The organism is Acinetobacter sp. LMB-5 (assembly GCF_001541635.1).
GTDB lineage: Bacteria > Pseudomonadota > Gammaproteobacteria > Pseudomonadales > Moraxellaceae > Acinetobacter > Acinetobacter pittii.
This window is the reverse complement of sequence record NZ_LRDR01000006.1, coordinates 318,159-340,211: the sequence shown is the minus strand read 5'-3', so window position 1 is coordinate 340,211 and position 22,053 is coordinate 318,159. Positions and strand designations below refer to the sequence as shown.

The window sequence follows — 22,053 nt, the reverse complement described above, 5'->3', positions numbered from 1 at the left end:
ATTGAATAAGAACAATAAGCTTAAGACCTAATGATTGAGATTAGGTCAAATCAAGTCCAATTTGATTTAGTTAATTTTTACATCTATACCAAATTGAGCGTACAGCTCTTTAATGGTTTCCAAGTCTTTTTGTAAATCAGTCGGGTAAATTTTACCTAAAATCCCACCTTGTTTACTTCGAGCATTGGCATACATTAAAACAATAGGAACATTGGCTGCTTTTGCAATATGCCAAAAACCTGTACGGATAGGCTTACGTTCAGAGCCATCTTTAGCACGTGTAGCTTCTGGAGCAATCACTAAGTTAAAAGTTTCATGGGTTTGAAATTGTTCAACCATTTGCGAAACGATATCTTTACTTGCTTTACGATCAACAGGAATGCCACCCAATTTTTCTAAAATTGGCTTAAGTGGGCCTTTGAAAAGTTCTTTCTTTATTAAAGTATGAATTTTTATGTCTAACATTTGGAAGAGGGCAATCGAGAGCACTGCATCTAGATTTGAGGTATGTTCAAAGCCAATAATAACTTGTTTTTTCTCAAGAATTTTTGGGTCTACATTGTAGGTCCAACCAACGGCTTTAAAGATAGAGTTACCTAGAAATTTTTTCATACATCAGTGCAAATTGATAAATTTTCAGGATTCTAATATGAGTTTGTAAAAAAGCCTAGAAAAATTATGAAAGCTAAAGTAGAGCACAAAAGTTAAGGATTATCTAAGTTCTAAAATACTTTAAAAGTTCTTTTTTTATTTTTCTCAAACTTCGTCTGAAAGTAATAAACCTAGATAATTTTAAAATTAAGATACTGGCTGTGGTATCTCCTCATTAATTAAATATTCAATATATTTCCAAATTTTTTCAGGGTTAATAAGGTTTTTATCGGTCGTTCCATCAATAATCATCCCATCAATAATAGAAATAATGATATGAACAAGGGGAGTTGGGTTTTCTATACCTAACTGAGTAAGTTTTTCATGTAACAGATTAGTCAACCATTTTGTATATTCATAAAATGGTTCACGAATTGAAGTATATTGTTTAGATACTTCAATAAATGCCTTTTTAAATAAACAGCCATTAAATGTTTCGCTATTAATCCATTCAATATACCAATTAAAAATAATATGAATTTGCTCAAGAGGACTAGCATCTTGATGTAAACTCAATTGTTCATTGATTGAGTTTTGAATATTTATATTTCGATGTTGCAAGCATTCCATAATTAAATTTTCCTTTGACGGAAAATATTTATAAAAAGTCATTTTTGCAACATTTGATTCAGCAATAATACGGTCAACACCAGTAGCATTGTACCCAATCTGATTAAATAAATTTAAAGCAGTATTTATAATATCTTCTTTTTTTGACATTACTATTCCATATAGTTAAAACTAATTATAACTTAATCTAAAATATTAAATTTTTAATACAAATTATGATAATAAAAAACTGATTTTGATTCAAGTTGAGATTGTGATAATGATTATCATTAATTAAAGTTTTTTTTAATTTTTCATTTGATTTCGTACGATTTTAATTCTAATATTAATCAATGAAGGAACATATTTAAATATTAATTTAAGTCATTGTTTTTATAATAAAATATGTAAAAATCGATCATGCTTTAATGAGAGCGGATATGCCTAAGAAATTTGAGAATTTTAATAATCCTAGAAAGAAAGCACTCGCAGGGATGAAACAAAGCATTTCAGCTGAACTATGGGAAAAAAATTCAAACTTTTTGACCCGATTAAGAGCAAAGATTGCGAAACATCCTGTATCTCATCATCCTGCAATCGATATTTTAAATAATGGCGAAATTGATAAAGAAGATTTAAAAAAAATTCATTTAGAGTATCGCCATGCAATTGTGCAAACTTTTACTGATGCATTGCTCATGGCTCAATTTCAAACTAAACAATTAGAGCCGAGATTGCATGCTGGTGCAAAAATGTTCCCGCGTTTTCTTTTAAGTTTAAATATTTTTGATGAATTTGGATTTCGGCCAGGATTAGATAAAGACGGCTACTATCAGGGAAATCCTGAATATGCTCATTATCCCTTATTTGAAGATATATTGAATGATTTTGGTATTACAGAACAAGATCGTCTAACTTATCATCCGACTGAAATTGCAGATCAGGTTAGAGTATTTTTAGAAAATGCTTATGATGACTATAAAGCTGTTTCAGCCTTATTAGCGGTCGCAGAGGAAGAAGTCATTCTATATAGTCCACCTTTACGTAGAGCAACTAAAGCAGTTGGTCTAGATGTGGAGGGTGGTGGTTATTATCATGTACATGGTATCTCTGAGGATGAAAGTGCTGAAGCAGCAGATGATGATCATGAAGAAGATTTATGGTATGTCTTGATGCAAGCTTGTACAGAAGAAGACTATAACTATATTGAAAAATTGTGCTTAGAGTATTGTGATTTATGGGAAAAGTTCTGGGATACACAATTAGATAATTCTGAGCCCATGCGAAAGCAAATCTTAGCTTAATAGATGAAAGATGAATATTTAGTACGGAACGTAAGTGTATTTTAAAACATCTAAAATTTAGGGATAAAATAAATTTAAATTTTGAGTATTTTTATAAGAGTAAAGCATATTCTATTTGGATATATATTAAAAAACCCCATAAACTTTTTGTTTATGAGGTTTGGTATTTGGTGGGCCCACACAGACTTGAACTGTGGACCAACGGATTATGAGTCCGCTGCTCTAACCAACTGAGCTATAGGCCCTATAAGTCAGAAAAGCTTTTAATCTCAATGCTTTTCAGTGCGTGCAATACTAATCAATTTTTTAATTAAACACAAGTCATTTTCTGAAGTAGACGCAAACTAAACCCAAAAATATTGTGTCATATTGGTTAATATTTCAAGCGATAGTGATTCTAGCTTATGTGTACTTCAAGAGTAAAGTGTGAGAAGTTATTTATCGATCAATTAGAATTTATTCCAACAATCTACTGTGACGATGACTTAATTGTATTTTTAGTTTGAGACATCAATTTATATAAAATAAATTTTGTTTAAAATATAAGCAGGAGGTATGGGTGTGCTGTTTGAGTATTGTGAAAATATAGAATTAGAAAAACTTATTTAAGATAATATAAATGGAGATTAAAAATACTATATAAAAGTTTCTATATTTTCATACTGTCATTAAGCTTTAGATATATAATAAATCGTCTTTTAATTATATCTTTCGAAAAATAATAGTTGTAATAATTCTCTAAATAAGCTCTAGCCTATATAGTAAAGAACATAGACTATTACGTCTAAATGACTTAAGAAAATAGCATCATTAATTTTTAGATTAGCTTGAAATTTAAACTCAACTTAAAAAAGTAAACATTAAGATATAAAGTTAGCAACTTTAATAATGAAACATAAAACTAACGAATAAACGGATTCAATATTTTTTGATGCAAATAAATTTAATTAAAATATAATACTTTTTCTTAAGGTGTTGTTGTGTTTTTCTAAAAAAAAGCTGTTAAGGCCGGTAATAGAAATTTTTATCATTAAAATATCCCTTTTCTAAAGTATTTTCTATATAAAACCTAAATTGTGATTGTCTTCACAAGAATACAAATATTTGTATCTTATAAACTTTATTCTTGACTAAAACACTTGGTTTTAATAAAGTATAAGTGTATTTTTTACAAAACAAAATATTATTGCTTAATCCTGAAATACAACAAGAGGCCTACTTTCTAAGTAGGCTTTTTGTTTTTAGTAGTATTTAGAGAGATGGTACAGAGTAATAAGCTTAAGCTTTAAATAAACTAGATTTAACAAGAATAAAATTTATAAAAAATCTTTAGACTTTCAGAACTATCCTATAAAGTTTTATAAATTTTCTTGAATAATTTGAATTAACTCTCTAGCTGCTTTAGGTAAAGGGCGGTCTTGGAGCCAAATTAAATAAATAGATAAGGGTAGATGATTTTTCGTATTTTTAAAATCTAAAAGGACTAAGTGACCTTGATCAATTTTATCTTGTACTAGTGATAACGGAAAATTTCCCCAACCAAGTCCAGCTTCAACCATATTAATTGCTGTTTGTAGACTATTGGTTTTCCAGTACATTGCACCAATAATTGAGCGGGGATCTTTCATCTCATGTTCACTACTCGCCACAACAATTTGTCTAATATTGATTAATTCTTCAATAGAAAACTGCTTTGTTCTATCTTGTAGAAGAGCGTGGCTAGAAGAAATCGTAGCCGCTATTGTTTCAGTCATTACCAATTGTAGATTTTCACGCATTTTTATATTGAGGTCTGAACCCGCTAAGCAAAGACTGATTTGCTCCGTATAAAGTAAATTAACGATATCATCTTGAGGAGCAGTAATCACTTCTATGTTCAGTAAAGGGAATTTATCGGCTAATTTTTTTATTGAATGGAATAATAATTTTGTATTTACATCGGAAACAACGCCAATACGCAATTTACTTTCAAGTCCTAAAGAAAGTTCATGTGCATGAGTGCTAAATAGCCTAAGCTGTTCAGAAATAATTCGTGCTTGAGGTTCTAAGGCTAATGCTGTATCGGTAGGAATGACCTTTCGAGGAGTCCGTTCAAATAATATATAACCCAATTCTGCTTCTAAATTAGCAACGGCCATACTTACTGCTGAGGGGACTCGATTTAGTTTACGAGCAGCCGCAGAGAAAGAACCCGTATCGAGTACGGTTATGAAAAGTTCAATATTTTCACTGTTAAAATTCATTTTGATATCAGCTGAACTGAAAGCTATTAACTTTATATATGATTTTGACTGAAATTAAAATATAAGGAATGAAGCAGAGTTTATTGATTATGCAAGGTATAAAGCGTCGAATTGTATATATTTCTACCTATGAGATAATCGGCATGATTATTTCATCAATAGGGTTAGCGATTTTGGCAGGTGATAGTGTTGAACATACTGGACCATTATCCGTCATGATTACGACCATCGCTGTAACTTGGAATTTTATCTACAATATTTTATACGAGAAATGGGAAGCTAGACAAAGCAGTCATATCCGTACAGTTAAGCGTAGAGTTGGACATGCCATCGGTTTTCAGCTTACTTTGGTTCTGTTTTTAATTCCTCTTATTTCATGGTGGATGGATATTTCCCTGATTGCTGCTTTTTGGTTAGATGTGGCCTTTATTATCATTATTCCTATCTATACTTTTATATTTAATTGGAGTTTTGATAAGTTATTTGGATTGCCTATTTCGGCACAGGCTAAAGCGCTAGCAGAATAACCGTAAAATTATTTTATAAGCTATCAAGTTGATCGACTTTGATAGCTTATCTAGTTTCATTATTTGATTTGATCAATGACTAACTGTTTTGAAAACTTTAATTGAGCTTTCTTGGCGAAAATATAATAAATCAAGGCAGTAGAGATAAGACCTACGAGCCACGATAAATCGATTCCTCCTAGCATTGCCGCAATTTGACCCGTATAAAATTTACTATCAATAAATGGTAGTTGAATCAAAATACCTAGAAAGTAGCAGGTAATTCCAATCCGATTCCAACGGCCATACTTACCATTTGGATCATACAGTGCATCTACATCACATTCTTCTTTAGAGATAAAGTAGTAATCAACAAGATTAATGGCACTCCACGGAATAAAAAAGGTAAGCAAAAACAAAATAAATGCTTTAAAGGCGCTTAAAAAAGTATGTTCACCTATAATTGCAATAAAGGTTGAGACTACAACCATAGCAAGGACAATCAGTAATCTTGTTATTTTTGAGATTTGATTTGTCGATTTGAAACTATTCCAAATCGTAGCAATACACATAAAACTGCCATAGGCATTTAAGGTCGTTAGAGTAACTTTCCCAAAAGCGATACTAAAATATAGAAAGATCACGACGAGGGCAATTGGGTTCATACCAACAACATATTGAACTTCATTTCCGACAAAATTGCCGTTTGCAACCTGAGCGATTAAAACGCCTAGGCTCATAGAAATTTGTGAGCCAATTAAAGAACCTAAGCCGACAGCCCAAAAAACACGAGATGAAGATGTTTTAGTTGGAAGATATCGAGAATAATCTGCAACATAGGGACCAAAAGAGATTTGCCAAGAAGCAGAAAGGGAAACTGCTAACAAGAATGAAGACCAGCTGAAATGACGTACTGCTAAGAGTTCAGAAAAATCAGAAAGTGCGAAGATCTGAGTCAAAATAATCACAAAAGCAATCAAACCAATAATACTGGCTACTTTGCCTACCAAATGGATTAAACGGTATCCAATCGTTGCGAATAAAATGATTAAACTTGCATAAATTAAGATACCAGTTGTATTGCTGACATGTGCCAAATGTGCAATTGCTTTACCCGCTAATACCTCTCCAGTTGCGGTAAAACCAATATACATAAGGCAAACGAGTATGATTGGAATGCACGCGCCATAAACCCCAAATTGCACACGGCTTGAAATCATTTGAGGGAGGCCAAGTTTAGGACCTTGGGCAGCATGTAGTGCCATGACGCCAGCACCAAAACATTGTCCTACTAATAAGCCAATAATAGACCAAAAAACATCCCCACCTAACACAACGGCTAGCGCGCCTGTCACAATAGCTGTGATTTGTAAGTTAGCACCAAACCATAGGGTGAATTGGGCAAATACTCCGCCATGTCTTTCATTTTCAGGAATAAAGTCGATGCTTCGGTTTTCTATAAAACTACTATTAGGTTTCCCAGCCGATGAGTCCATTTCACTCTCCTTATCCTTTAAGAGCCATCCTATTCTTATTCATTTATATTTGTATAATCAAATATAAACATGTATATACAAGTAATTTTAAGAAGAATCAAATATTTTTGAAGTATTGGACGTTAAAATTGAGTTAAATAATTCATAGATAAGTAGAAAAAGTATTTGACTGATTTTATTTTTTAAAAGTTAAATGATAAAAAAATAATATATAAAAAAGCCCTCTGAAGAGGGCTCGATTTTATACGTTTGCGTCTAAAACAAGTTGGAAATAAGTGGGAAGTTCAGAAAATTGTACCAGTTGGGTCTTATCTTCTTGCTTAAAATAATACTGATAATTTGGAGTGTCTAAATGGTTATCTAGATATTGGGTTGCATCTGTAAACTGTGCTTTTGCAATCGGCTTATCTTTCTTGCATTTAATAATAACAGGGTTTACGGAGTTTAATTTTACAGGAACGCCATTTTCAAATTTAGCAGTTTCAATCAATAAGGAAATTTTGAAATCACCGAAGGTTACACAGAAGTGGCCTCCATTTTCAGTCTTAATTTCTCTGTCAGAGAAAAGATCTTTAAATAAATTCTTAAGGGATTCTCTATGTTTATCTAAGGCAACTTGAAATTCATGATCTCGTTGCTCGATCTTTTCTTGCTCTTCTTGTAGCAATTTGGCTTGCTTTTCAATTGTTGTAAAATCCAGCTTCATTTTAATATCTCCTTTGGTTGTTTTAAAACTATATATGGCAATCTTTTATTAAGTTTTAAAGAAACATACAGTATTTGTTACAACGGAATAATTAAGATGAGCTTTTGTATAAACTATCACAAATGTAAAAAAAAATTGAAAATATAAGAATTTAAAGAAATTATTGAGGAATAATTTTTATATTTGAAAATGCTGCTACATATTAAGGATAAATTTTTAATGTAGCAGCACATTTCTTATTTTGTACAAGGTTTTGCTATAAGTGGAGTGCTTTTAATTTTAAAAAATCCTCCGCTACTCATTACACCAAGCATCACTAAAACTGTTCCTACTAACTGCCAGATATTGAGGGCTTGTCCAGTAAGTAGAGCAATTATCATACTGAACACTGGCACAAAGTTAAAAAAGACAGAAGCACGACCAGCACCTAACTTTTGTATACCATTAAACCAGAATAGATAAGCAATCATGGTAGAGCAGATAACCACATATCCCATGGCTAAGTGCGCATTAATAGGGGCAGATGCAATTGCTGTAAAAGGATCTTCAAATATCACACTCAACAAACCAAGTGTTATTGCCCCGAACATCATAGAGAAAGTTGTTGTTTCTAAGGGAGTAGCATTTTTTACATAACGGCGAGACAGTACATTTGCTAGGCAAAATCCAAATGCGCCCAATAATATAAATAGATCTCCAATGTCTATTTTGAGGTGCAGCAAAGTCGTTATATGTCCCTGACTAATCACCAGTAACACGCCACTTAAGCCAAATAAAACGCCTAAGAATTTATTAGTAGTAAGTTTTTCACCATCTAAAAGGATTGTCATTAATAGAGTCATTAATGGCGTGGTTGCCATAATTAAAGCACCGTTAACAGCTGATGTGGTTTGAAGTCCATAAAAACAGCCAATGTTAAATCCCGCAATTCCGATAATACCAATAATCAGATAGATAGCTAGATTCTGTCTTAAGGCTGTCCATCTAAGCTGGCCTGTTATTGAAAAGATTAAGAGTAAGCCTAGACTTGCAATAAAAAAACGTTCAGACGCAGCAGATAACGGGGGCATATGTTGAATAATATAAGACATTGCATTAAATGCTGATCCCCAAAAAAACATCGTTAAAACAACACCAGCATAGGCATAAGCCACCGTTCTGTTCATGGACAGGCTCCCATTAAGAAAGGTTTTATTCTCGGCAAATCTATAAAGGTGTACAATTCCATATTAATACACTTCTAATGTGAAAATTTGCACAATGATTGATTGGGAAAATTTGCATTATTTTTCAGTTTTTACCGAAGAAAAGTCACTTTCTGCTGCTGCCAGGAAATTGGGAGTAGATCATGCAACTGTATCTAGAAGAATTGCCCAGCTAGAACAAAATTTAAAACTTAAATTAGTTGATCGTAGGCCACGGACATACATTCTGACTCCTGACGGAGAACGTCTTGCACAAGTAGTTGCTCGTATGATGGAAGAAACTTTTTCTATTGAACGTTTAACTCAAGCAGGTCAGCAAGAAGTAATGGGAAGTGTCTCTATTAGTATGCCTCCTTTAACTGCTGCACATCTCATCATGCCTCATTTGGGTAAATTTTATCGCCATTATCCGCAATTAAAATTACGGGTGCTCGGTGATGTTCATTATGTTTCTTTACAGCATAGTGAGGCTGATATTGCGGTACGATTTGGACGTCCCAAAGATGAAAATTTAGTTGCTCGAAAAGTAGGTGAAATACCTTTTGGAATATATGCAAGTCCAAATTATTTAGCTTCAACAGATCCTGAAAATTATGATTGGATTAGTGTAGAAGTGGGTGGAGTACATGGTCATAAACAGCAAAAGTTAAAAGAAAGGTTAAATCATAAAGAACCTATAATGGTTACCAATAATCCCGAGTTACAGTGGAGAGCTGCATGTGGAGAAATTGGTTTAGCGGTCTTACCTGATTTTTTAGGAGCTCTTAGTAATTTGATCAGATTACAAGATGATTATCCGATGAGTGCTGAAATATGGTTAGTCACACACGAAGATTTACGGCATAGTCCTGCAATACGTGCAGTAATGGATTTTCTAGTAAGCTGCTTCGAATCTTTCGAAATATAAATTTTCTTTAATAAACAAGCTAGATATTGATAGTTATACCCAATTGGTTTCATCTAGTTATCAGAAAAAAAGCCTGCATCTTCACGTGCCTGTTTTAAAGCTAAAATAAAAGATATTAGTAAAAGTAGCCCTATGAGGAAAAGAAAAAGATCAATTTTACTGATCGCGTAACCTATACTTGTAGCTCCTAGACTTAGTAAAACAATACATAATATTTTCCAAAAAATGAGCATGTTACGTTCTGATAAAAGCCTAAGAATATTGTTTGTAATTGAAGGGGATTTCTAAATTTATTTATGTTTTTTTTATTATAGATTATGTAATTCTTTATAATTTTATAAAATTCTTTTTTTATTAAGCTTTTGAAAAATAAATAAATTGTTTTTAAGTCATATGAATCAATTTCTTTCATTTTTTCTTAAAATTAAGTTTTTATTAATTAATAGAATGATAATTCTTTAGAAACACTATAAAATAGGAATGTAAAAAATAAATTTAATTTTTTAATTAATATAAAACAATAGTTTACTGTGGTTATTTAAATTTTTGTTAAAAAAAAGACTTGATTTTTAAGCTAAATTTTGGAATTATAGTTATGCAAATTGTGATCTATTTCCCACAATTTGTATTTCAGGTTAAGTGGTTATCACTAATGCTCATTTGCTATTTTTGCTTATGAGCATTTTTTTATGTGACTTTTTAATATAACTACAAAATTTTTGAAACATTAAATTTTAAGATTATTTAGCTGTGCTAAGCTTAATTATTTTTAATAAATTTTAAGAGATAAATTAATCATATTGAATAGTCACCGTCGCAGTGGCTTTAACCTCACCTGCGGTCACATTGGTGGCGGTCTGATAATAACGAGCAGTTAAGGGGATATCGTACTCTATAGTCTGATTAGAGCTGACTATGCCTATATTTTGTTTTATTGTTTTTTGAATTGGGGTAGTGGCACCATTCATATTCCATAATAATTCTACACCCACACCATTGGCTTTGGTTGAGTCCGCGGCACTATTATTAATGACCTGATTATTTGTAGAGTCAGAAGTATAATCAAAACTTAAACTGATCATATTACTTGTAGATATACCAGAAGTATTTTCGCCGCCGTTACATAAAATTGATAGATTAAAATTCTGTTCTCCTTGGGTTGAACCAATCGCTTTAAAACCTGACTTTGTAACAGTTGGGAGCTGAATGGGTATATCCACACCATTTTGAATTTCACACGATGAAGATGCAATTCGGATAGGAGCATTACTTAATACAGTTGTTGTTAATAAAGGTCGATTTAGTTGTCCTGTTACATAATAACTACTATAACGACCAGCTACTAATGCTCCAGAGCCAGTAATTTCAGCAGTTTTAATTATCTCCATAACGAAATATCCTTGTGAAAGCGTATATGGTGTATTTGGAGGTAATGGCTGTGAGTATGGATAATATCCTGTAAAATCTGAAACATCTGATGTTTCGCGATAAAGACGAATACCAATACCAGGTATATTTGTCGCAAAGACATTATTTCCAATAGGACTAATAGGATAATTTAAAGGGAGGATGGCATTAATCAGATCACCGGGACGGTTACAAGTTGCAGTTGAGTCATTTGGAGAAATTGCAAATGTACTTTTCTGTAAGATAGTCCCTATAGGGTCCGTAGGACGAACTACAATTGTTCCAACTGTCATTATAATGTCTATTGTTTTAAACCCTTTACTTAGAATGCAATTTGCATTTGTATGACTATATGCAAATAGACTCATCGCCAAAAATCCAATTTTTTTTAAGATATTGTTCATTTACACGCTGCCTTTGTCATAATAATTGACTGATTGTTATGCTTTATTTGATCCGTGATATCGTATTCAAGCTCGCACTTTTCAGTACTCTTATCACCCCATTTCACATATAAACGGTCATGTGTTAAAGGGGTTCGTAAATAAATACGGCTGCCTTGCGCAACAATACCTATCACTTCGTTATTTTGGTTGTATACCTGTGCTGCAAAAGGTAAGTGTGAGCCATCTAAAGTGGTCGTGCTAATAAAAAGTGCATAACCTTTTTTTGTTGTGAATTGAACTTTAGTGATTGAGCCTGCATAGGGAGCAATACGTAAGCTAGTTTCAGCTAGCTCAACCTGAGTAGACATGTTTTGCGGATCAAGACTAATGTCATTCATATGGTAAGGCGTAACATAGGGGATAACCGCATATCCATTTTTGTTTATGCTGAGGCCTGGTGTATTACCGACTTGTGCTCCTGTTGCATCTGGTGCATAAACTAAAACCATTGTTTGTGCTTGATCTGGCCCAAATAGAATTCCTTCGGAGTGGGCAACGATATTGCCACTCAAGTTAAGCATTTCTTGTTGATATGAGTCAGCGTAACTGAATGAAGCACCTAATGTTGTGTAGTTTGTCTTATAGTTGCCATTAATGTTGAGGTTTGTTTGACCATGGTCTTGACTAGAAATTGATGCGCCGTAATTCAAACGGTTTCCTGTAAAACCGCTAAAACTCAAAATTTGGCTATCTTTACTTAGAAGACTATTTAAATTTAAAGAGCTTTTCTTAAAATCTAAGGGAAAGGATAGAGAAATGAGGTATTGAGTATCTTGGTCAGCTCGCCCACCAGCTTCAATAGTTTCACTATTAATTGCAGAGAAACTATAAGTTAAATCTTTAAATTGGTTGCTATAACCTAATTGGAATTGCTTATTAGTAGTAGACTGGTTCCAATAGTTTGTCCACGAACCTACTAAATAGAAATTTCCCCATTGGTTTGGAAGAGCTTGATTTAAATTAATCTGGAATTCACTTTTTTGCTTACCTACCGAAAAACTATCAATGTTTTGCTCTTGTAAGTCCCGAATTAAAATTGCATCTCGTAGCTTGATATAGTTTTGTGTTGAATAACGATAAGTTGCTAGTGTTAAGTTAGTATGCGTTGGAGAAAATAACTTATTGTAACTTAGACGATAACTTTGCCCTGTCATTTTAGGTTGATGGGAAAAATTGGCATTTGACTGAGTTGCATCAAAAGAAATAGCACCAGCTGGCGTTGAAAAAGCTGTACCTAACAATACAGAGAAATACTGCTGCGTTCCTTGAATTGCGCTATAAGTTGTAAGGTAATTATTGATTCCGCGTTGATATTTACCCTGTATTAGCCATGGAGTTAACTTAATGTTTGGGTCTCGAAATTGTCCTAACGTGAATGAATATCGGCTTATTTGAGGACGTAACATTTCAATGACAGAAGCATATGGAATAGAATATTTTTGAACTATTCCATTAGATTCAAGTACCGAAACTTGTAATTCACCTCCAAATCCTGTGGGATAGAGATCATTAATTTCAAAGTTCCCAGGTGGAACAGTGGTCTGGTAAATTAAATTACCTTGTTGTCTAACTTCGACTTTTGCATTGGTTTTGGCATAACCTCGAACTCTTGGAGCATAACCGAGCATGCTATTTGGAAGCATTCGGTCATCACTTGAAATATTCATTCCACGATAGGGCAAAGAGTCAATAAAATCGCTATTAGTAAAATAATCTCCTAAAGTCACAACACCGTGAATATCGGGAAACGCCTTTTGTATATATGTATTTGTCGATGTATAAGAAGAATTATTAGATTGGCTTTGCCATTTCCATTGTCCATTATGGCGAAACTGCCACCTTGCTAAATTTGCTCCAAGATTGGTTCCCATAAAAGCATAACTATTTTGATGTTGTTCATTGACTATTCGATATGCTGTGGCGTTATAGCTTAAAAAAGCTGCATTAATACCGCGATCCCATAAATGTGGATCGATATAGCCTTGCGGATTTTTTTCTAAGACGACTTGCGGGATCGAAATATCAATTCTTAAACGGGAACTATCAAATACATAAAAAGCACCATCTATCCATGACGCGAGAGCTTTACATGAAGGTGATGAATTAGAATCATGTTGACTTAGAACATCAGCTTTTACGCCATATTCAAGCAACGCGGCTTCTGTAAAACATGTTTCAGCATTTGTGTTAGGAGCTGAGGCAGTAAATCGCATACGCCGTTTACCCAGCCATTGACCATTAATATAAACATCTAAGCTATATTCACCAGGCAAGATCGGGTTTCCGTATTTGAAGCGAGCTATATCAATTTTTTGTGCATTACCTACTAAGAAATTGCTATCAAATTCAGCCTTTGTAAAATGTGGAGCATCAGTATTATTTTCAGCATATATAGCCACAGGCATGAATAGCGTAATACTTGAGACGACATACCAAGTAAAGGGGCTTTTTAAACATATATAAGGTATAAACCATTTAGACATAGTTCTAGAGTCTATTCATGATAGGTTTTAAATTTTCTTAAGTAATACAATGAGGTTAGAATTTTATTGGGTGTTCAACTCGTCCACCGTAATCATTGATATATACAAAGCTCATATCGGCTAAGTTTTTATTTTTTAGTTTAATTTTATCCTCTGAATAAGGGGCAATCATTAAGCCTTGTTGCAATAAGTCTGTTTTATGGCCTTCACTTCCTTGAAAAATGGAGGTAATAGTAAGAAAAAAAGGTGTCGGATTTTTTATCATTAGATATTGATCATTTATTTTCCACTCGACTTTGTCACTTAGTTGATCAATATTTTCTTTTAGATCTATAGGGCGGTAAAAAAATTTAACTCGCGAACGAACAGCGAGTTGCAAAAAATTGTTAGAGGTTGTTGTGGTTTGACCTTGTTGAGTTCTCCCTTCAGGTTTAGGAGGTATATCTAAAACATTAAGCCAAAAAATAGATTCTTGTTGTTGGCTTAGTTGAGATGTAGTAGGCAACGTTGTAATTCTTAAGGTTTGCCCCTTAGTTGCTTCTACTCTTGAAATTGGTGGAGTAATAATGAAAGGTACATTTGTTTCATCTGGTGTTAAATTTGCATTTCCATCATCGATCCATGCTTGAACAAGAGACGGGGCCGTGCCGTTATTACTTAGTTGTAATGTGATCTCACGTGCATTTGAAGGGTAAATGACACGAGTACCATGTAAAACAATTTCAGTATGGCCTGTAGTAGTGAGCGCTACTTGCAGACAAACTAATCCCCAAAAAAATTTACGACCACGAAAAAGCATCAGTCATATTCTCAATAATAAATAATAGGAAGGAGATAGCTTCTATTCATGAATAGAAGCTTCAATTTTAAGTTTATTGATAAATGATCGTGTATTTTACTTGCGATGTTACCGTACCAGCAGTAGAAGCACCTGTAGCATAATATTCGGCATAATAGTTAAGATCAGCACTACCGCCTGCTGAAATATTTACCCATTGTGAATTCGTTTGAGTTTCATTTGTGCTTGTAGCAAGTACAGGAATTACAGCGTTATTACTGCCAAGTAACTGAATATTTACATTTGTTGCTGCACCAGAAGTTGCTTGGTTTAATAAACGACCCGTATTAAAGTCAATGGTTGCGCCTGGTTCAAAATAAGTTGCGACTTTACCTGCAGCAGCACAGTTCGTTAAATTAATTTGAAAAGGTGTGCGACCAGCTACATCACCAGCATTTTTTAAGGTTTGAGATGAAACAGTAGGCAAATTGATTGTTAAATTTTTATCTCCAGTATCAATAGTACAAGTATTATCCGTGACAAGACCATTAATAGTAATTGTGCCATCTGCTGCTTGTGCATTTGCTATATTTAAGAGAGAAACCCCCACCACAAAAATAAACTTTTTCATAAAATCCCCAAAATATATTTTTAAAATAAAATCCATTACTTTTCAGTAATTTTATTCTGATTAAGTAAGGCGAAGGAAATATATCACTTTTCAATCAAAAAACAAGAGAAACATTATATTTATATATATTTTGATCAATTGTTTTTATTAATAAAAATTAAAAAAAATTATTTTTATCATTTGGTAAAATAGCAAATTGGTTTTTACTTAAAATGAAATTTAAAAACTGGTAATATCTAAATGCTTGTATTCTATTTAATTAATGTAATTCTAAAATATTTAAGATAATAAATATTTAATATTTTTATATAAGTATTTGTTTTTTAATAATAAAATTATTTTGTGTGTATCTTATAAATATATTTAATTTTTTAAGAATTTTTTAAGGTTCAATTCCTACTGTTTTAGTTGTAATTCAATAAAAGATAATCTGGAGTTCAGTTCCATGAATACTATGAAGTATAGCTATAAACCTAATTACTTTTTCTTTGCTCATAAATTAGTTTTATTTTTAAAGGATTATCTCATCAAGCATCCGACGGAGCAGCAAACAACGTTTAACTTGCAAACGATTTATGACATCTTTAGCCATGATCTTGCTTCAAGTACGACAAACCTTGAAGGTATCTTAAATATTGCAGATGAATATGTTTTTGAAACAGAAGATGGCTTACTTCCATTAATTAGCAAGCATTCAGTCAATCTCAAAAATCATGTACTTTCTTTAGAATTTACACCTCAAGCCTTATCAAGGCTATTATCAGGACATTCGTTAGTAAATCCTAAAGCAGCTTAGATTTTCTTTTAAGGTAGAGTGAACTCATATAAAATTCATAAAATTTATTTTTAAGAGTTATTTATGAGTAAAGACTTCAAAGCCTTAACTTATATTGCGGATGAAAATGTAGCAGATACAGTGACTTGGCTTTTACACCATCAAGATGTTTTTGATTCTTTTAATTTTGATGTGTTGAGCCAAGAATTCACAGTAACGCATGCAGCAGGAAAGGATATTATTCGAGTCGGAACCTTTCTAAATGCTACTTACGGAATATTAGTAACTTCTATATAAATGAAAAAAGCCCTGAATAATCAGGGCTTTTAAATTTTCTAATTTGAGTTAAGCACTCATTGCATCTACTGATAAATCAGCAACTGTTGGCTTTGGTTTTTCAGCCGTTAAACCTAGTTTATTAAATAAAGCTTGGTCTTTACCTTCACCAGCATTTGGTGTGGTTAGTAGTTTATCACCAGAGAATAATGAGTTTGCACCTGCCATAAATGCTAATGCTTGGTCTGAATCACTTAATGATTCGCGGCCCGCAGAGAGACGGATATAACTATGAGGCATGATAATACGCGCCACAGCAATAGTACGAATCCACTCAATTACATCAAGCTTTTCAACATCAGCTAAAGGTGTTCCTTCAATAGGAACAAGCATATTGATTGGCACAGATTCAGGGTGAATTGGTAGGGTAGCTAGTTCATGTAATAAACCAATTCGGTCTTCACGAGTTTCGCCTAAACCCACAATACCGCCACTACAAACTTTCATACCAGCTTGACGAACATAATCAAGGGTATTTAAACGGTCATCAAAAGTACGAGTACTAATGATGTGAGAATAATACTCACGAGATGTATCTAAATTGTGGTTATAGTAATCTAAACCAGCAACCTTTAGGCGTTCTGCTTGAGATTGGTTAAGCATCCCTAAAGTCATACAGGTTTCCATACCTAATGCTTTAACTTCACGTACCATTTCTAAAACATAAGGCATATCGCGCTCATGTGGGTTACGCCAAGCAGCACCCATACAAAAACGTGAAGAACCTGAATCTTTTGCAGCTTTCGCTTCACTAATCACTTTTTCAACAGCAATACGTTTTTCTGCTTCTAATTTTGATTCGTAATGTGCCGATTGTGAGCAGTATTTGCAATCTTCAGGACATTTACCCGTTTTAATAGATAAAAGGGTACTGACCTGAATTGAATTGGCAGTGAAGTGCTCACGATGTACTTGCTGAGCCTTGAAAACTAAATCCAAAAAAGGTTGTTCATATAAAGCTTGGATTTCTTCACGATTCCAATCATTACGTAGAGTCATTGTCATATCCATGATGATGGCATTAATTCACTATACATAATCATACAGAATTCGTATTAAAGCTATAGGGCAAAAAACATCATTTTTTTAATTTGATAGCTGAAGTTGATTAAGTTGCTGTTCAATTGCCCAATCAATATGCACATTGACGATTTCGTCATGTAAATTTTTGCCATTTTGTAGTTGATCTACAATTTCTTTTGAATATGGAGCATTTCCTAATCCGATTGCAATATTACGTTTAAATGATTGATAACCTGTCCGGCGGATCGGGCTACCTTCTGTATTGGCAAAAAAAGTGGCTTCATCCCACTGCCAGATATCAAGCAGACTAATATTATCTAATCCATGTCTAGGATTAAAATCATTAATAGATGCTGTTTTGGCAAAACTATTCCAAGGACAAATTAACTGGCAGTCATCACAACCAAATATTCGATTTCCAATACCTGCACGTAATTCTTCAGCAATAATTCCTTTATATTCGATAGTTAAATAAGCAATACAACGTCGTGCATCTAGCATGTAAGGCTCGACAATTGCTTGCGTCGGGCAAATATCAATACAAGCGCTACAAGAACCACAATGTGCTGTTGCAGGCTCGTCGAAAGGTAAGTCGAGTGACGTAAATAGCTCACCTAATACAAAAAAAGAACCTGACTTTTTATGAATGAGCAAAGTATGTTTACCTGTCCAACCCATTCCAGCACTTTCAGCTAATGATTTTTCAAAAATAGGCGCCGAATCCGCAAAAGGACGAGATTCAAAGTCACCAACTTTTTCACGAATTCGTGTTGCTAGCGTTTTCAATCTACCACGCATGACTTTATGGTAATCACGGCCACGTGCATAACGGGCGATAATGGCAGAATTAGGCTCTAAAGGTACATATCGAGGCTTTGGAGATTCCACAAGATAATTCATGCGGACACAAATAATACTTTTTGTGCCAGGCACTAATAGTGTTGGATCAGCTCGTTTTTCTAGATTTTCTTCTAAATAGGTCATATCTGCATGAAAACCACGTTCAAGATACTCTAAAAAACGTGGCATTTGCTCTTGAGCATCTGGTTTTGCGATGACACAATCAGCAAAACCCAAGTCTAATGCTTGAGCTTTGATCCATGCTTTTAATTCATGTGGATCAATTTGTTGCACTGCAATGCGTGATGTGTCGGAAGATGTCATAAACCAAAATGCAAGAGGATAATAATATGCAAGCGGTAGTTTACCATAGCGATGATATTCGAGCATGGGAGCGGCGCTGGTTTGCTGCGCAAAACTCCTCATTAGGTTTAATGCAGCAAGCGGCTTGGTCAATTGCCCAGCAACTTATTGAGCTTTTTAACGATCGGGCTATTAAGAATATTGCTATTTGGTGCGGACAAGGCAATAACGCAGGTGATGGTTACTTTATAGCAAGTTACCTTAAACAAGCTGGATTTCAGGTTGAAATATTTGCGGCTCAATTGGGTGAGTCAACCGATTTACATTGTGCAGCGCAATTTGCTAGAGAAATGAAAGCCCAAATTCATCCAAATTTTGATATTAAAAGAACATTTGATTGTCATATTGATGCTTTATTTGGCATAGGTTTAAACCGAGAATTAAATATAGATTGGCAACAAGTAATTCAAAAGTTTAATGAACAATCTGGTCTAAAAATTTCAGTTGATATACCTAGCGGGTTACAAGCAAATACAGGGCAAGTTTTACCTTGCGCAGTGAGAGCTGATCATACCTTTACTGTTTTAGGACTTAAAGCTGGATTATTTACAGGACAAGGAAAAGAGTACGCAGGACAAGTTCATTTAATTAATTTAATTCCTATAGACCACGAGTTGAAACCCTTAGCTTATTTGTCACCCACAAATATTAGACTTCCTCAGCGTATGGCATTTGGCCATAAGGGAAGTTATGGGCATGTTTTAGTGGTGGGTGGAAATGAGCAAATGGGCGGTGCAGTTATTATGGCTGCTGAAGCTGCCTTTCATGCAGGTGCAGGCAAAGTGACAGTGGTTTGTCATCGCAACCATCATCAGGCCATTTTGTCGCGGGCACCTAATATTATGCTTCGTGATATTAATGCTTTAGATGAAAACAATATTAAAGAGATTCTATCTCAGATCGATGCAATATGCTTTGGAATGGGATTAGGCCGTGACGATTGGGCAAAGCAAATTTACCAACAATGGTTTAATTTGTTAAATCAAAGTACACGCTTAGAAATTGTTTTAGATGCAGATGCTTTATGGTTTCTGGCTAAACAGCCTGAAAAGTTAAATACACATATTTATGCCACACCTCATCCTGGTGAAGCCGCTACTTTACTTGGTTGCTCTACAGCGCAAATTGAAAATGACCGAATTGCTGCAATTTATGCCTTACAACAAAAATATGCAGGCCAGTGGGTACTTAAAGGAGCGGGTAGCTTAATTTTAGAAGATAATTTGTATATCTGTACGCAAGGTAATGCTGGAATGGGAACGGGTGGAATGGGGGATGTATTAGCAGGAATGATTACAAGCTTAAAAGCCCAATTCCACCAAGATATTGCGTTACATGAGATTGTTACCCTTCATGCACAAGCAGGAGACCTTTTAGCTAAAAATGGTATGCGTGGCTTGCAGGCTTTTGAGATGAATCAGGCAATTATTCAAGTCGTAAATCAATAAATTTTTAACGTCTGCGACTGCTAGAACGACTTCGCCCACGTGCCATACCACCTAAAGCATTTAAAACAGACAGTTTGCTCATACTTCCCGATGCATGAGCATGGCAAATGGCAGCAGCAAGAGCATCGGCTGCATCGGATTGAGGCTTAATCGTCAAATTAAGTAATCGCATGACCATCATTTGAACTTGTTCTTTATCGGCAGCGCCATAACCAACCACAGACTGTTTAATTTGACGGGCAGTATATTCTGCAACTTGTAAATCTAAATTCACTAATGCGGCTATGGCAGCACCACGGGCTTGTCCTAGTTTTAAGGCAGAGTCTGGGTTTTGAGCCATAAAGACTTGCTCAACCGCAGCTTCAGTTGGGCCATGGAATTTCACAATTCTCTCAACGCCAGCAAAAATACGTTTTAAGCGTTCTGGCATTTCTTGAGTTTCTGTTCGGATTGTACCGGCATCAACAAAACGTAGTTTACTACCATCTTTTTCAATGATTCCATAACCTGTTAAGCGTGAACCCGGATCAATACCAATAATCAATGCCATGTGAAGACTTATATAAATAGTTTAGAGAGTATTGTTACATAGCCAAAAAGGTTCTGCATGCGTAATTTAAAGAATGCTGCGATGAATGGTTATTTTTCGGTTTTTTATCGAACCAATTTATATCTTTAAAATCATTTGATGTAATTCTATTTTAGTGGAATACTTATCTATAATTTTGGAATTAAAGTTTATCGGTAGATGGAAGATATTAATATCCGCATTGCGCAGCAAGTGCGTGAAATACGTCTATTACGTGGATATACGCTAGATGTTCTTGCTAGTCGATGTCAGGTAAGCCGTTCTGCAATTTCACTCATTGAAAGAGGTGAGGCAAGTCCAACGGCGGTTGTCCTTGAAAAGCTGGCAAATGGTTTAGGGGTTCCTTTAACTCAACTATTCGCCATTTCACAAAATAATCAATCACCACAACCTATAGTTCGACGTATTCAACAATCCGAATGGAAAGACCCGGAAACAGGGTATATTCGTCGTCAAGTTTCGCCTCCAAATTGGAAATCTCCATTTCAAATCGTTGAAATTGAATTTCCAGCTCAGTCACGAGTTACTTATGAAACAAGTGCGAATTCCAAAGTTGTATTACAGCAAATTTGGGTGATAGAGGGGCAAATTGATATTCAATTGGGTGAAAACTTTTATGCTTTACAAGAGGGTGATTGTTTGGCGATGCAATTAGATCAACCGATCATATATAGCAATCCTTCTTCTAAAGCTGCTCGATATATTTTAGTTGTATGTAATGAGCTCGTCTCTATTCTTAAGGAATCTTCATGATTAAAAATCTTAATCCAAATTTACGTTTAATCGATTGTCATGAAGCTACACATGCAAAGGCTATATTAGATATTTTGAATGAAGCAATTATCAATTCTACTGCTTTGTATGACTATTTGCCGCGCTCTGAAGAGTCGATGAAAAACTGGTTTGCAGTTAAAAGAGAAAATGGTTTTCCTGTCATTGGTATTGTAGATGAGACAAACAAGTTATTAGGTTTTGCAAGTTGGGGAACTTTTAGAGCTTTTCCTGCCTATAAATATACGGTCGAACATAGTATTTATATTCATCATGAACATCGTGGCGGCGGATTAAGCAAAATTTTAATGCAAGAATTGATTAAGCGTGCTCAAGAGGCAGACTTACATGTATTGATAGGCTGTATTGATGCAACCAATCAAGCAAGTATTGGTTTGCATGAAAAAATGGGCTTTATTCATGCAGGTACTTTTAAACAAGTCGGTTTTAAGTTTGGCCAATGGTTAGATGCCGCTTTCTATCAGCTAAATTTAAATACACCGCATACCCCAGTTGACGGATAAATAATAAGGTTTTCAAATTTCAAGTTTTAAAATAACCCAGTTTATAAGGATGAATATAAGCTGGGCTATAAA

The 22,053-nt window shown here is 34.2% G+C and carries 22 protein-coding genes and 1 tRNA gene; 8 read left to right on the top strand and 15 right to left on the bottom strand.

Going from position 1 to position 22,053, the window contains the following annotated elements:
• Positions 1–66: 66 nt before the first annotated feature.
• Positions 67–612, bottom strand: a complete 546-nt coding sequence (locus AW165_RS10525; RefSeq protein ID WP_060465777.1) for a 1-acyl-sn-glycerol-3-phosphate acyltransferase — start codon at positions 610–612, stop codon at positions 67–69.
• Positions 613–798: 186 nt separating this feature from the next.
• On the bottom strand, positions 799–1,371 hold the full coding sequence (locus tag AW165_RS10520) for a TetR/AcrR family transcriptional regulator (RefSeq protein WP_005076373.1): 573 nt from the start codon (positions 1,369–1,371) through the stop codon (positions 799–801).
• A gap of 269 nt (positions 1,372–1,640) precedes the next feature.
• On the opposite strand from AW165_RS10520, the gene AW165_RS10515 reads away from it, so the two are divergent.
• A complete protein-coding gene (locus AW165_RS10515) occupies positions 1,641–2,504 on the top strand; it encodes an iron-containing redox enzyme family protein (RefSeq protein ID WP_060465776.1) in 864 nt (287 codons plus the stop codon).
• Between the two features lie 168 nt (positions 2,505–2,672).
• Here AW165_RS10515 and AW165_RS10510 read toward each other — a convergent pair.
• Positions 2,673–2,749 (bottom strand) — tRNA-Ile (locus tag AW165_RS10510).
• A gap of 1,113 nt (positions 2,750–3,862) precedes the next feature.
• Positions 3,863–4,747, bottom strand: coding sequence for a LysR family transcriptional regulator (locus AW165_RS10505; RefSeq protein ID WP_060465775.1), 885 nt, complete (start codon positions 4,745–4,747; stop codon positions 3,863–3,865).
• Positions 4,748–4,836: 89 nt separating this feature from the next.
• On the opposite strand from AW165_RS10505, the gene AW165_RS10500 reads away from it, so the two are divergent.
• A complete protein-coding gene (locus tag AW165_RS10500) occupies positions 4,837–5,274 on the top strand; it encodes a PACE efflux transporter (RefSeq protein WP_060465799.1) in 438 nt (145 codons plus the stop codon).
• Positions 5,275–5,333: 59 nt separating this feature from the next.
• On the opposite strand, the gene AW165_RS10495 is transcribed toward AW165_RS10500, so the two are convergent.
• The 3 genes from AW165_RS10495 to AW165_RS10485 all read right to left on the bottom strand — a co-directional run bounded on the left by AW165_RS10495 (position 5,334) and on the right by AW165_RS10485 (position 8,621).
• Positions 5,334–6,749, bottom strand: a complete 1,416-nt coding sequence (locus AW165_RS10495) for a purine-cytosine permease family protein (protein WP_005069645.1) — start codon at positions 6,747–6,749, stop codon at positions 5,334–5,336.
• A 241-nt stretch (positions 6,750–6,990) separates the two neighbouring features.
• On the bottom strand, positions 6,991–7,455 hold the full coding sequence (locus AW165_RS10490) for a hypothetical protein (protein WP_017482308.1): 465 nt from the start codon (positions 7,453–7,455) through the stop codon (positions 6,991–6,993).
• Between the two features lie 236 nt (positions 7,456–7,691).
• Positions 7,692–8,621 (bottom strand): DMT family transporter, encoded by a 930-nt coding sequence (locus AW165_RS10485; protein WP_060465774.1) that lies wholly within the window; start codon positions 8,619–8,621, stop codon positions 7,692–7,694.
• A gap of 94 nt (positions 8,622–8,715) precedes the next feature.
• On the opposite strand from AW165_RS10485, the gene AW165_RS10480 reads away from it, so the two are divergent.
• Positions 8,716–9,567, top strand: a complete 852-nt coding sequence (locus AW165_RS10480; RefSeq protein WP_060465773.1) for a LysR family transcriptional regulator — start codon at positions 8,716–8,718, stop codon at positions 9,565–9,567.
• A gap of 53 nt (positions 9,568–9,620) precedes the next feature.
• Here AW165_RS10480 and AW165_RS19945 read toward each other — a convergent pair whose 3' ends face one another.
• The 5 genes from AW165_RS19945 to AW165_RS10455 form a co-directional block, all read right to left on the bottom strand.
• The gene (locus tag AW165_RS19945; RefSeq protein ID WP_031948130.1) at positions 9,621–9,800 is read right to left on the bottom strand and encodes a hypothetical protein; all 180 of its coding nucleotides are present in this window, start codon (positions 9,798–9,800) and stop codon (positions 9,621–9,623) included.
• Between the two features lie 558 nt (positions 9,801–10,358).
• Entirely contained in the window at positions 10,359–11,378 is a 1,020-nt protein-coding gene (locus AW165_RS10470; protein ID WP_060465772.1) for a fimbrial protein, read from the bottom strand.
• Positions 11,375–13,819 carry a fimbria/pilus outer membrane usher protein gene (locus AW165_RS10465; RefSeq protein WP_081325730.1) on the bottom strand — a complete coding sequence of 815 codons (2,445 nt, stop codon included), beginning with the start codon at positions 13,817–13,819 and terminating at the stop codon, positions 11,375–11,377. Before AW165_RS10465 ends, AW165_RS10470 begins: the two co-directional genes overlap by 4 nt.
• A gap of 139 nt (positions 13,820–13,958) precedes the next feature.
• Complete coding sequence (locus AW165_RS10460) at positions 13,959–14,702, bottom strand: molecular chaperone (protein ID WP_060465770.1); 744 nt, start codon at positions 14,700–14,702, stop codon at positions 13,959–13,961.
• A gap of 73 nt (positions 14,703–14,775) precedes the next feature.
• A complete protein-coding gene (locus tag AW165_RS10455; protein ID WP_017399865.1) occupies positions 14,776–15,348 on the bottom strand; it encodes a fimbrial protein in 573 nt (190 codons plus the stop codon).
• 409 nt (positions 15,349–15,757) lie between these two features.
• Between AW165_RS10455 and AW165_RS10450 the strand changes: the two genes are divergently transcribed.
• Positions 15,758–16,108, top strand: coding sequence for a hypothetical protein (locus AW165_RS10450; RefSeq protein ID WP_005076337.1), 351 nt, complete (start codon positions 15,758–15,760; stop codon positions 16,106–16,108).
• 63 nt (positions 16,109–16,171) lie between these two features.
• Positions 16,172–16,384, top strand: coding sequence for a hypothetical protein (locus tag AW165_RS10445; RefSeq protein WP_002121471.1), 213 nt, complete (start codon positions 16,172–16,174; stop codon positions 16,382–16,384).
• 48 nt (positions 16,385–16,432) lie between these two features.
• On the opposite strand, the gene bioB is transcribed toward AW165_RS10445, so the two are convergent.
• On the bottom strand, positions 16,433–17,422 hold the full coding sequence (gene bioB, locus AW165_RS10440) for a biotin synthase BioB (RefSeq protein WP_017386794.1): 990 nt from the start codon (positions 17,420–17,422) through the stop codon (positions 16,433–16,435).
• An 87-nt stretch (positions 17,423–17,509) separates the two neighbouring features.
• The gene (gene queG / locus AW165_RS10435) at positions 17,510–18,610 is read right to left on the bottom strand and encodes a tRNA epoxyqueuosine(34) reductase QueG (RefSeq protein ID WP_060465769.1); all 1,101 of its coding nucleotides are present in this window, start codon (positions 18,608–18,610) and stop codon (positions 17,510–17,512) included.
• A 26-nt stretch (positions 18,611–18,636) separates the two neighbouring features.
• Between queG and AW165_RS10430 the strand changes: the two genes are divergently transcribed.
• Positions 18,637–20,097, top strand: coding sequence for a bifunctional ADP-dependent NAD(P)H-hydrate dehydratase/NAD(P)H-hydrate epimerase (locus tag AW165_RS10430; protein ID WP_060465768.1), 1,461 nt, complete (start codon positions 18,637–18,639; stop codon positions 20,095–20,097).
• A gap of 4 nt (positions 20,098–20,101) precedes the next feature.
• On the opposite strand, the gene ruvC is transcribed toward AW165_RS10430, so the two are convergent.
• Positions 20,102–20,647 carry a crossover junction endodeoxyribonuclease RuvC gene (gene ruvC, locus AW165_RS10425; RefSeq protein ID WP_002121356.1) on the bottom strand — a complete coding sequence of 182 codons (546 nt, stop codon included), beginning with the start codon at positions 20,645–20,647 and terminating at the stop codon, positions 20,102–20,104.
• Positions 20,648–20,845: 198 nt separating this feature from the next.
• Here ruvC and AW165_RS10420 point away from each other — a divergent pair, with 198 nt between their 5' ends.
• Complete coding sequence (locus AW165_RS10420) at positions 20,846–21,439, top strand: helix-turn-helix domain-containing protein (protein WP_060465767.1); 594 nt, start codon at positions 20,846–20,848, stop codon at positions 21,437–21,439.
• On the top strand, positions 21,436–21,981 hold the full coding sequence (locus tag AW165_RS10415; protein WP_017482297.1) for a GNAT family N-acetyltransferase: 546 nt from the start codon (positions 21,436–21,438) through the stop codon (positions 21,979–21,981). The genes AW165_RS10420 and AW165_RS10415 overlap by 4 nt, the downstream gene beginning before the upstream one ends.
• Positions 21,982–22,053 lie beyond the last annotated feature (72 nt).

What these genes read in the sequence shown, in the direction of transcription:
- AW165_RS10525 (WP_060465777.1), bottom strand. Translation starts at nt 612, where the DNA reads ATGAAAAAATTTCTAGGTAACTCTATCTTTAAAGCCGTTGGTTGGACC.
- AW165_RS10520 (WP_005076373.1), bottom strand. Translation starts at nt 1,371, where the DNA reads ATGTCAAAAAAAGAAGATATTATAAATACTGCTTTAAATTTATTTAAT.
- AW165_RS10515 (WP_060465776.1), top strand. Translation starts at nt 1,641, where the DNA reads ATGCCTAAGAAATTTGAGAATTTTAATAATCCTAGAAAGAAAGCACTC.
- AW165_RS10505 (WP_060465775.1), bottom strand. Translation starts at nt 4,747, where the DNA reads ATGAATTTTAACAGTGAAAATATTGAACTTTTCATAACCGTACTCGAT.
- AW165_RS10500 (WP_060465799.1), top strand. Translation starts at nt 4,837, where the DNA reads ATGCAAGGTATAAAGCGTCGAATTGTATATATTTCTACCTATGAGATA.
- AW165_RS10495 (WP_005069645.1), bottom strand. Translation starts at nt 6,749, where the DNA reads ATGGACTCATCGGCTGGGAAACCTAATAGTAGTTTTATAGAAAACCGA.
- AW165_RS10490 (WP_017482308.1), bottom strand. Translation starts at nt 7,455, where the DNA reads ATGAAGCTGGATTTTACAACAATTGAAAAGCAAGCCAAATTGCTACAA.
- AW165_RS10485 (WP_060465774.1), bottom strand. Translation starts at nt 8,621, where the DNA reads ATGAACAGAACGGTGGCTTATGCCTATGCTGGTGTTGTTTTAACGATG.
- AW165_RS10480 (WP_060465773.1), top strand. Translation starts at nt 8,716, where the DNA reads ATGATTGATTGGGAAAATTTGCATTATTTTTCAGTTTTTACCGAAGAA.
- AW165_RS19945 (WP_031948130.1), bottom strand. Translation starts at nt 9,800, where the DNA reads ATGCTCATTTTTTGGAAAATATTATGTATTGTTTTACTAAGTCTAGGA.
- AW165_RS10470 (WP_060465772.1), bottom strand. Translation starts at nt 11,378, where the DNA reads ATGAACAATATCTTAAAAAAAATTGGATTTTTGGCGATGAGTCTATTT.
- AW165_RS10460 (WP_060465770.1), bottom strand. Translation starts at nt 14,702, where the DNA reads ATGCTTTTTCGTGGTCGTAAATTTTTTTGGGGATTAGTTTGTCTGCAA.
- AW165_RS10455 (WP_017399865.1), bottom strand. Translation starts at nt 15,348, where the DNA reads ATGGATTTTATTTTAAAAATATATTTTGGGGATTTTATGAAAAAGTTT.
- AW165_RS10450 (WP_005076337.1), top strand. Translation starts at nt 15,758, where the DNA reads ATGAATACTATGAAGTATAGCTATAAACCTAATTACTTTTTCTTTGCT.
- AW165_RS10445 (WP_002121471.1), top strand. Translation starts at nt 16,172, where the DNA reads ATGAGTAAAGACTTCAAAGCCTTAACTTATATTGCGGATGAAAATGTA.
- bioB (WP_017386794.1), bottom strand. Translation starts at nt 17,422, where the DNA reads ATGACTCTACGTAATGATTGGAATCGTGAAGAAATCCAAGCTTTATAT.
- queG (WP_060465769.1), bottom strand. Translation starts at nt 18,610, where the DNA reads ATGACATCTTCCGACACATCACGCATTGCAGTGCAACAAATTGATCCA.
- AW165_RS10430 (WP_060465768.1), top strand. Translation starts at nt 18,637, where the DNA reads ATGCAAGCGGTAGTTTACCATAGCGATGATATTCGAGCATGGGAGCGG.
- ruvC (WP_002121356.1), bottom strand. Translation starts at nt 20,647, where the DNA reads ATGGCATTGATTATTGGTATTGATCCGGGTTCACGCTTAACAGGTTAT.
- AW165_RS10420 (WP_060465767.1), top strand. Translation starts at nt 20,846, where the DNA reads ATGGAAGATATTAATATCCGCATTGCGCAGCAAGTGCGTGAAATACGT.
- AW165_RS10415 (WP_017482297.1), top strand. Translation starts at nt 21,436, where the DNA reads ATGATTAAAAATCTTAATCCAAATTTACGTTTAATCGATTGTCATGAA.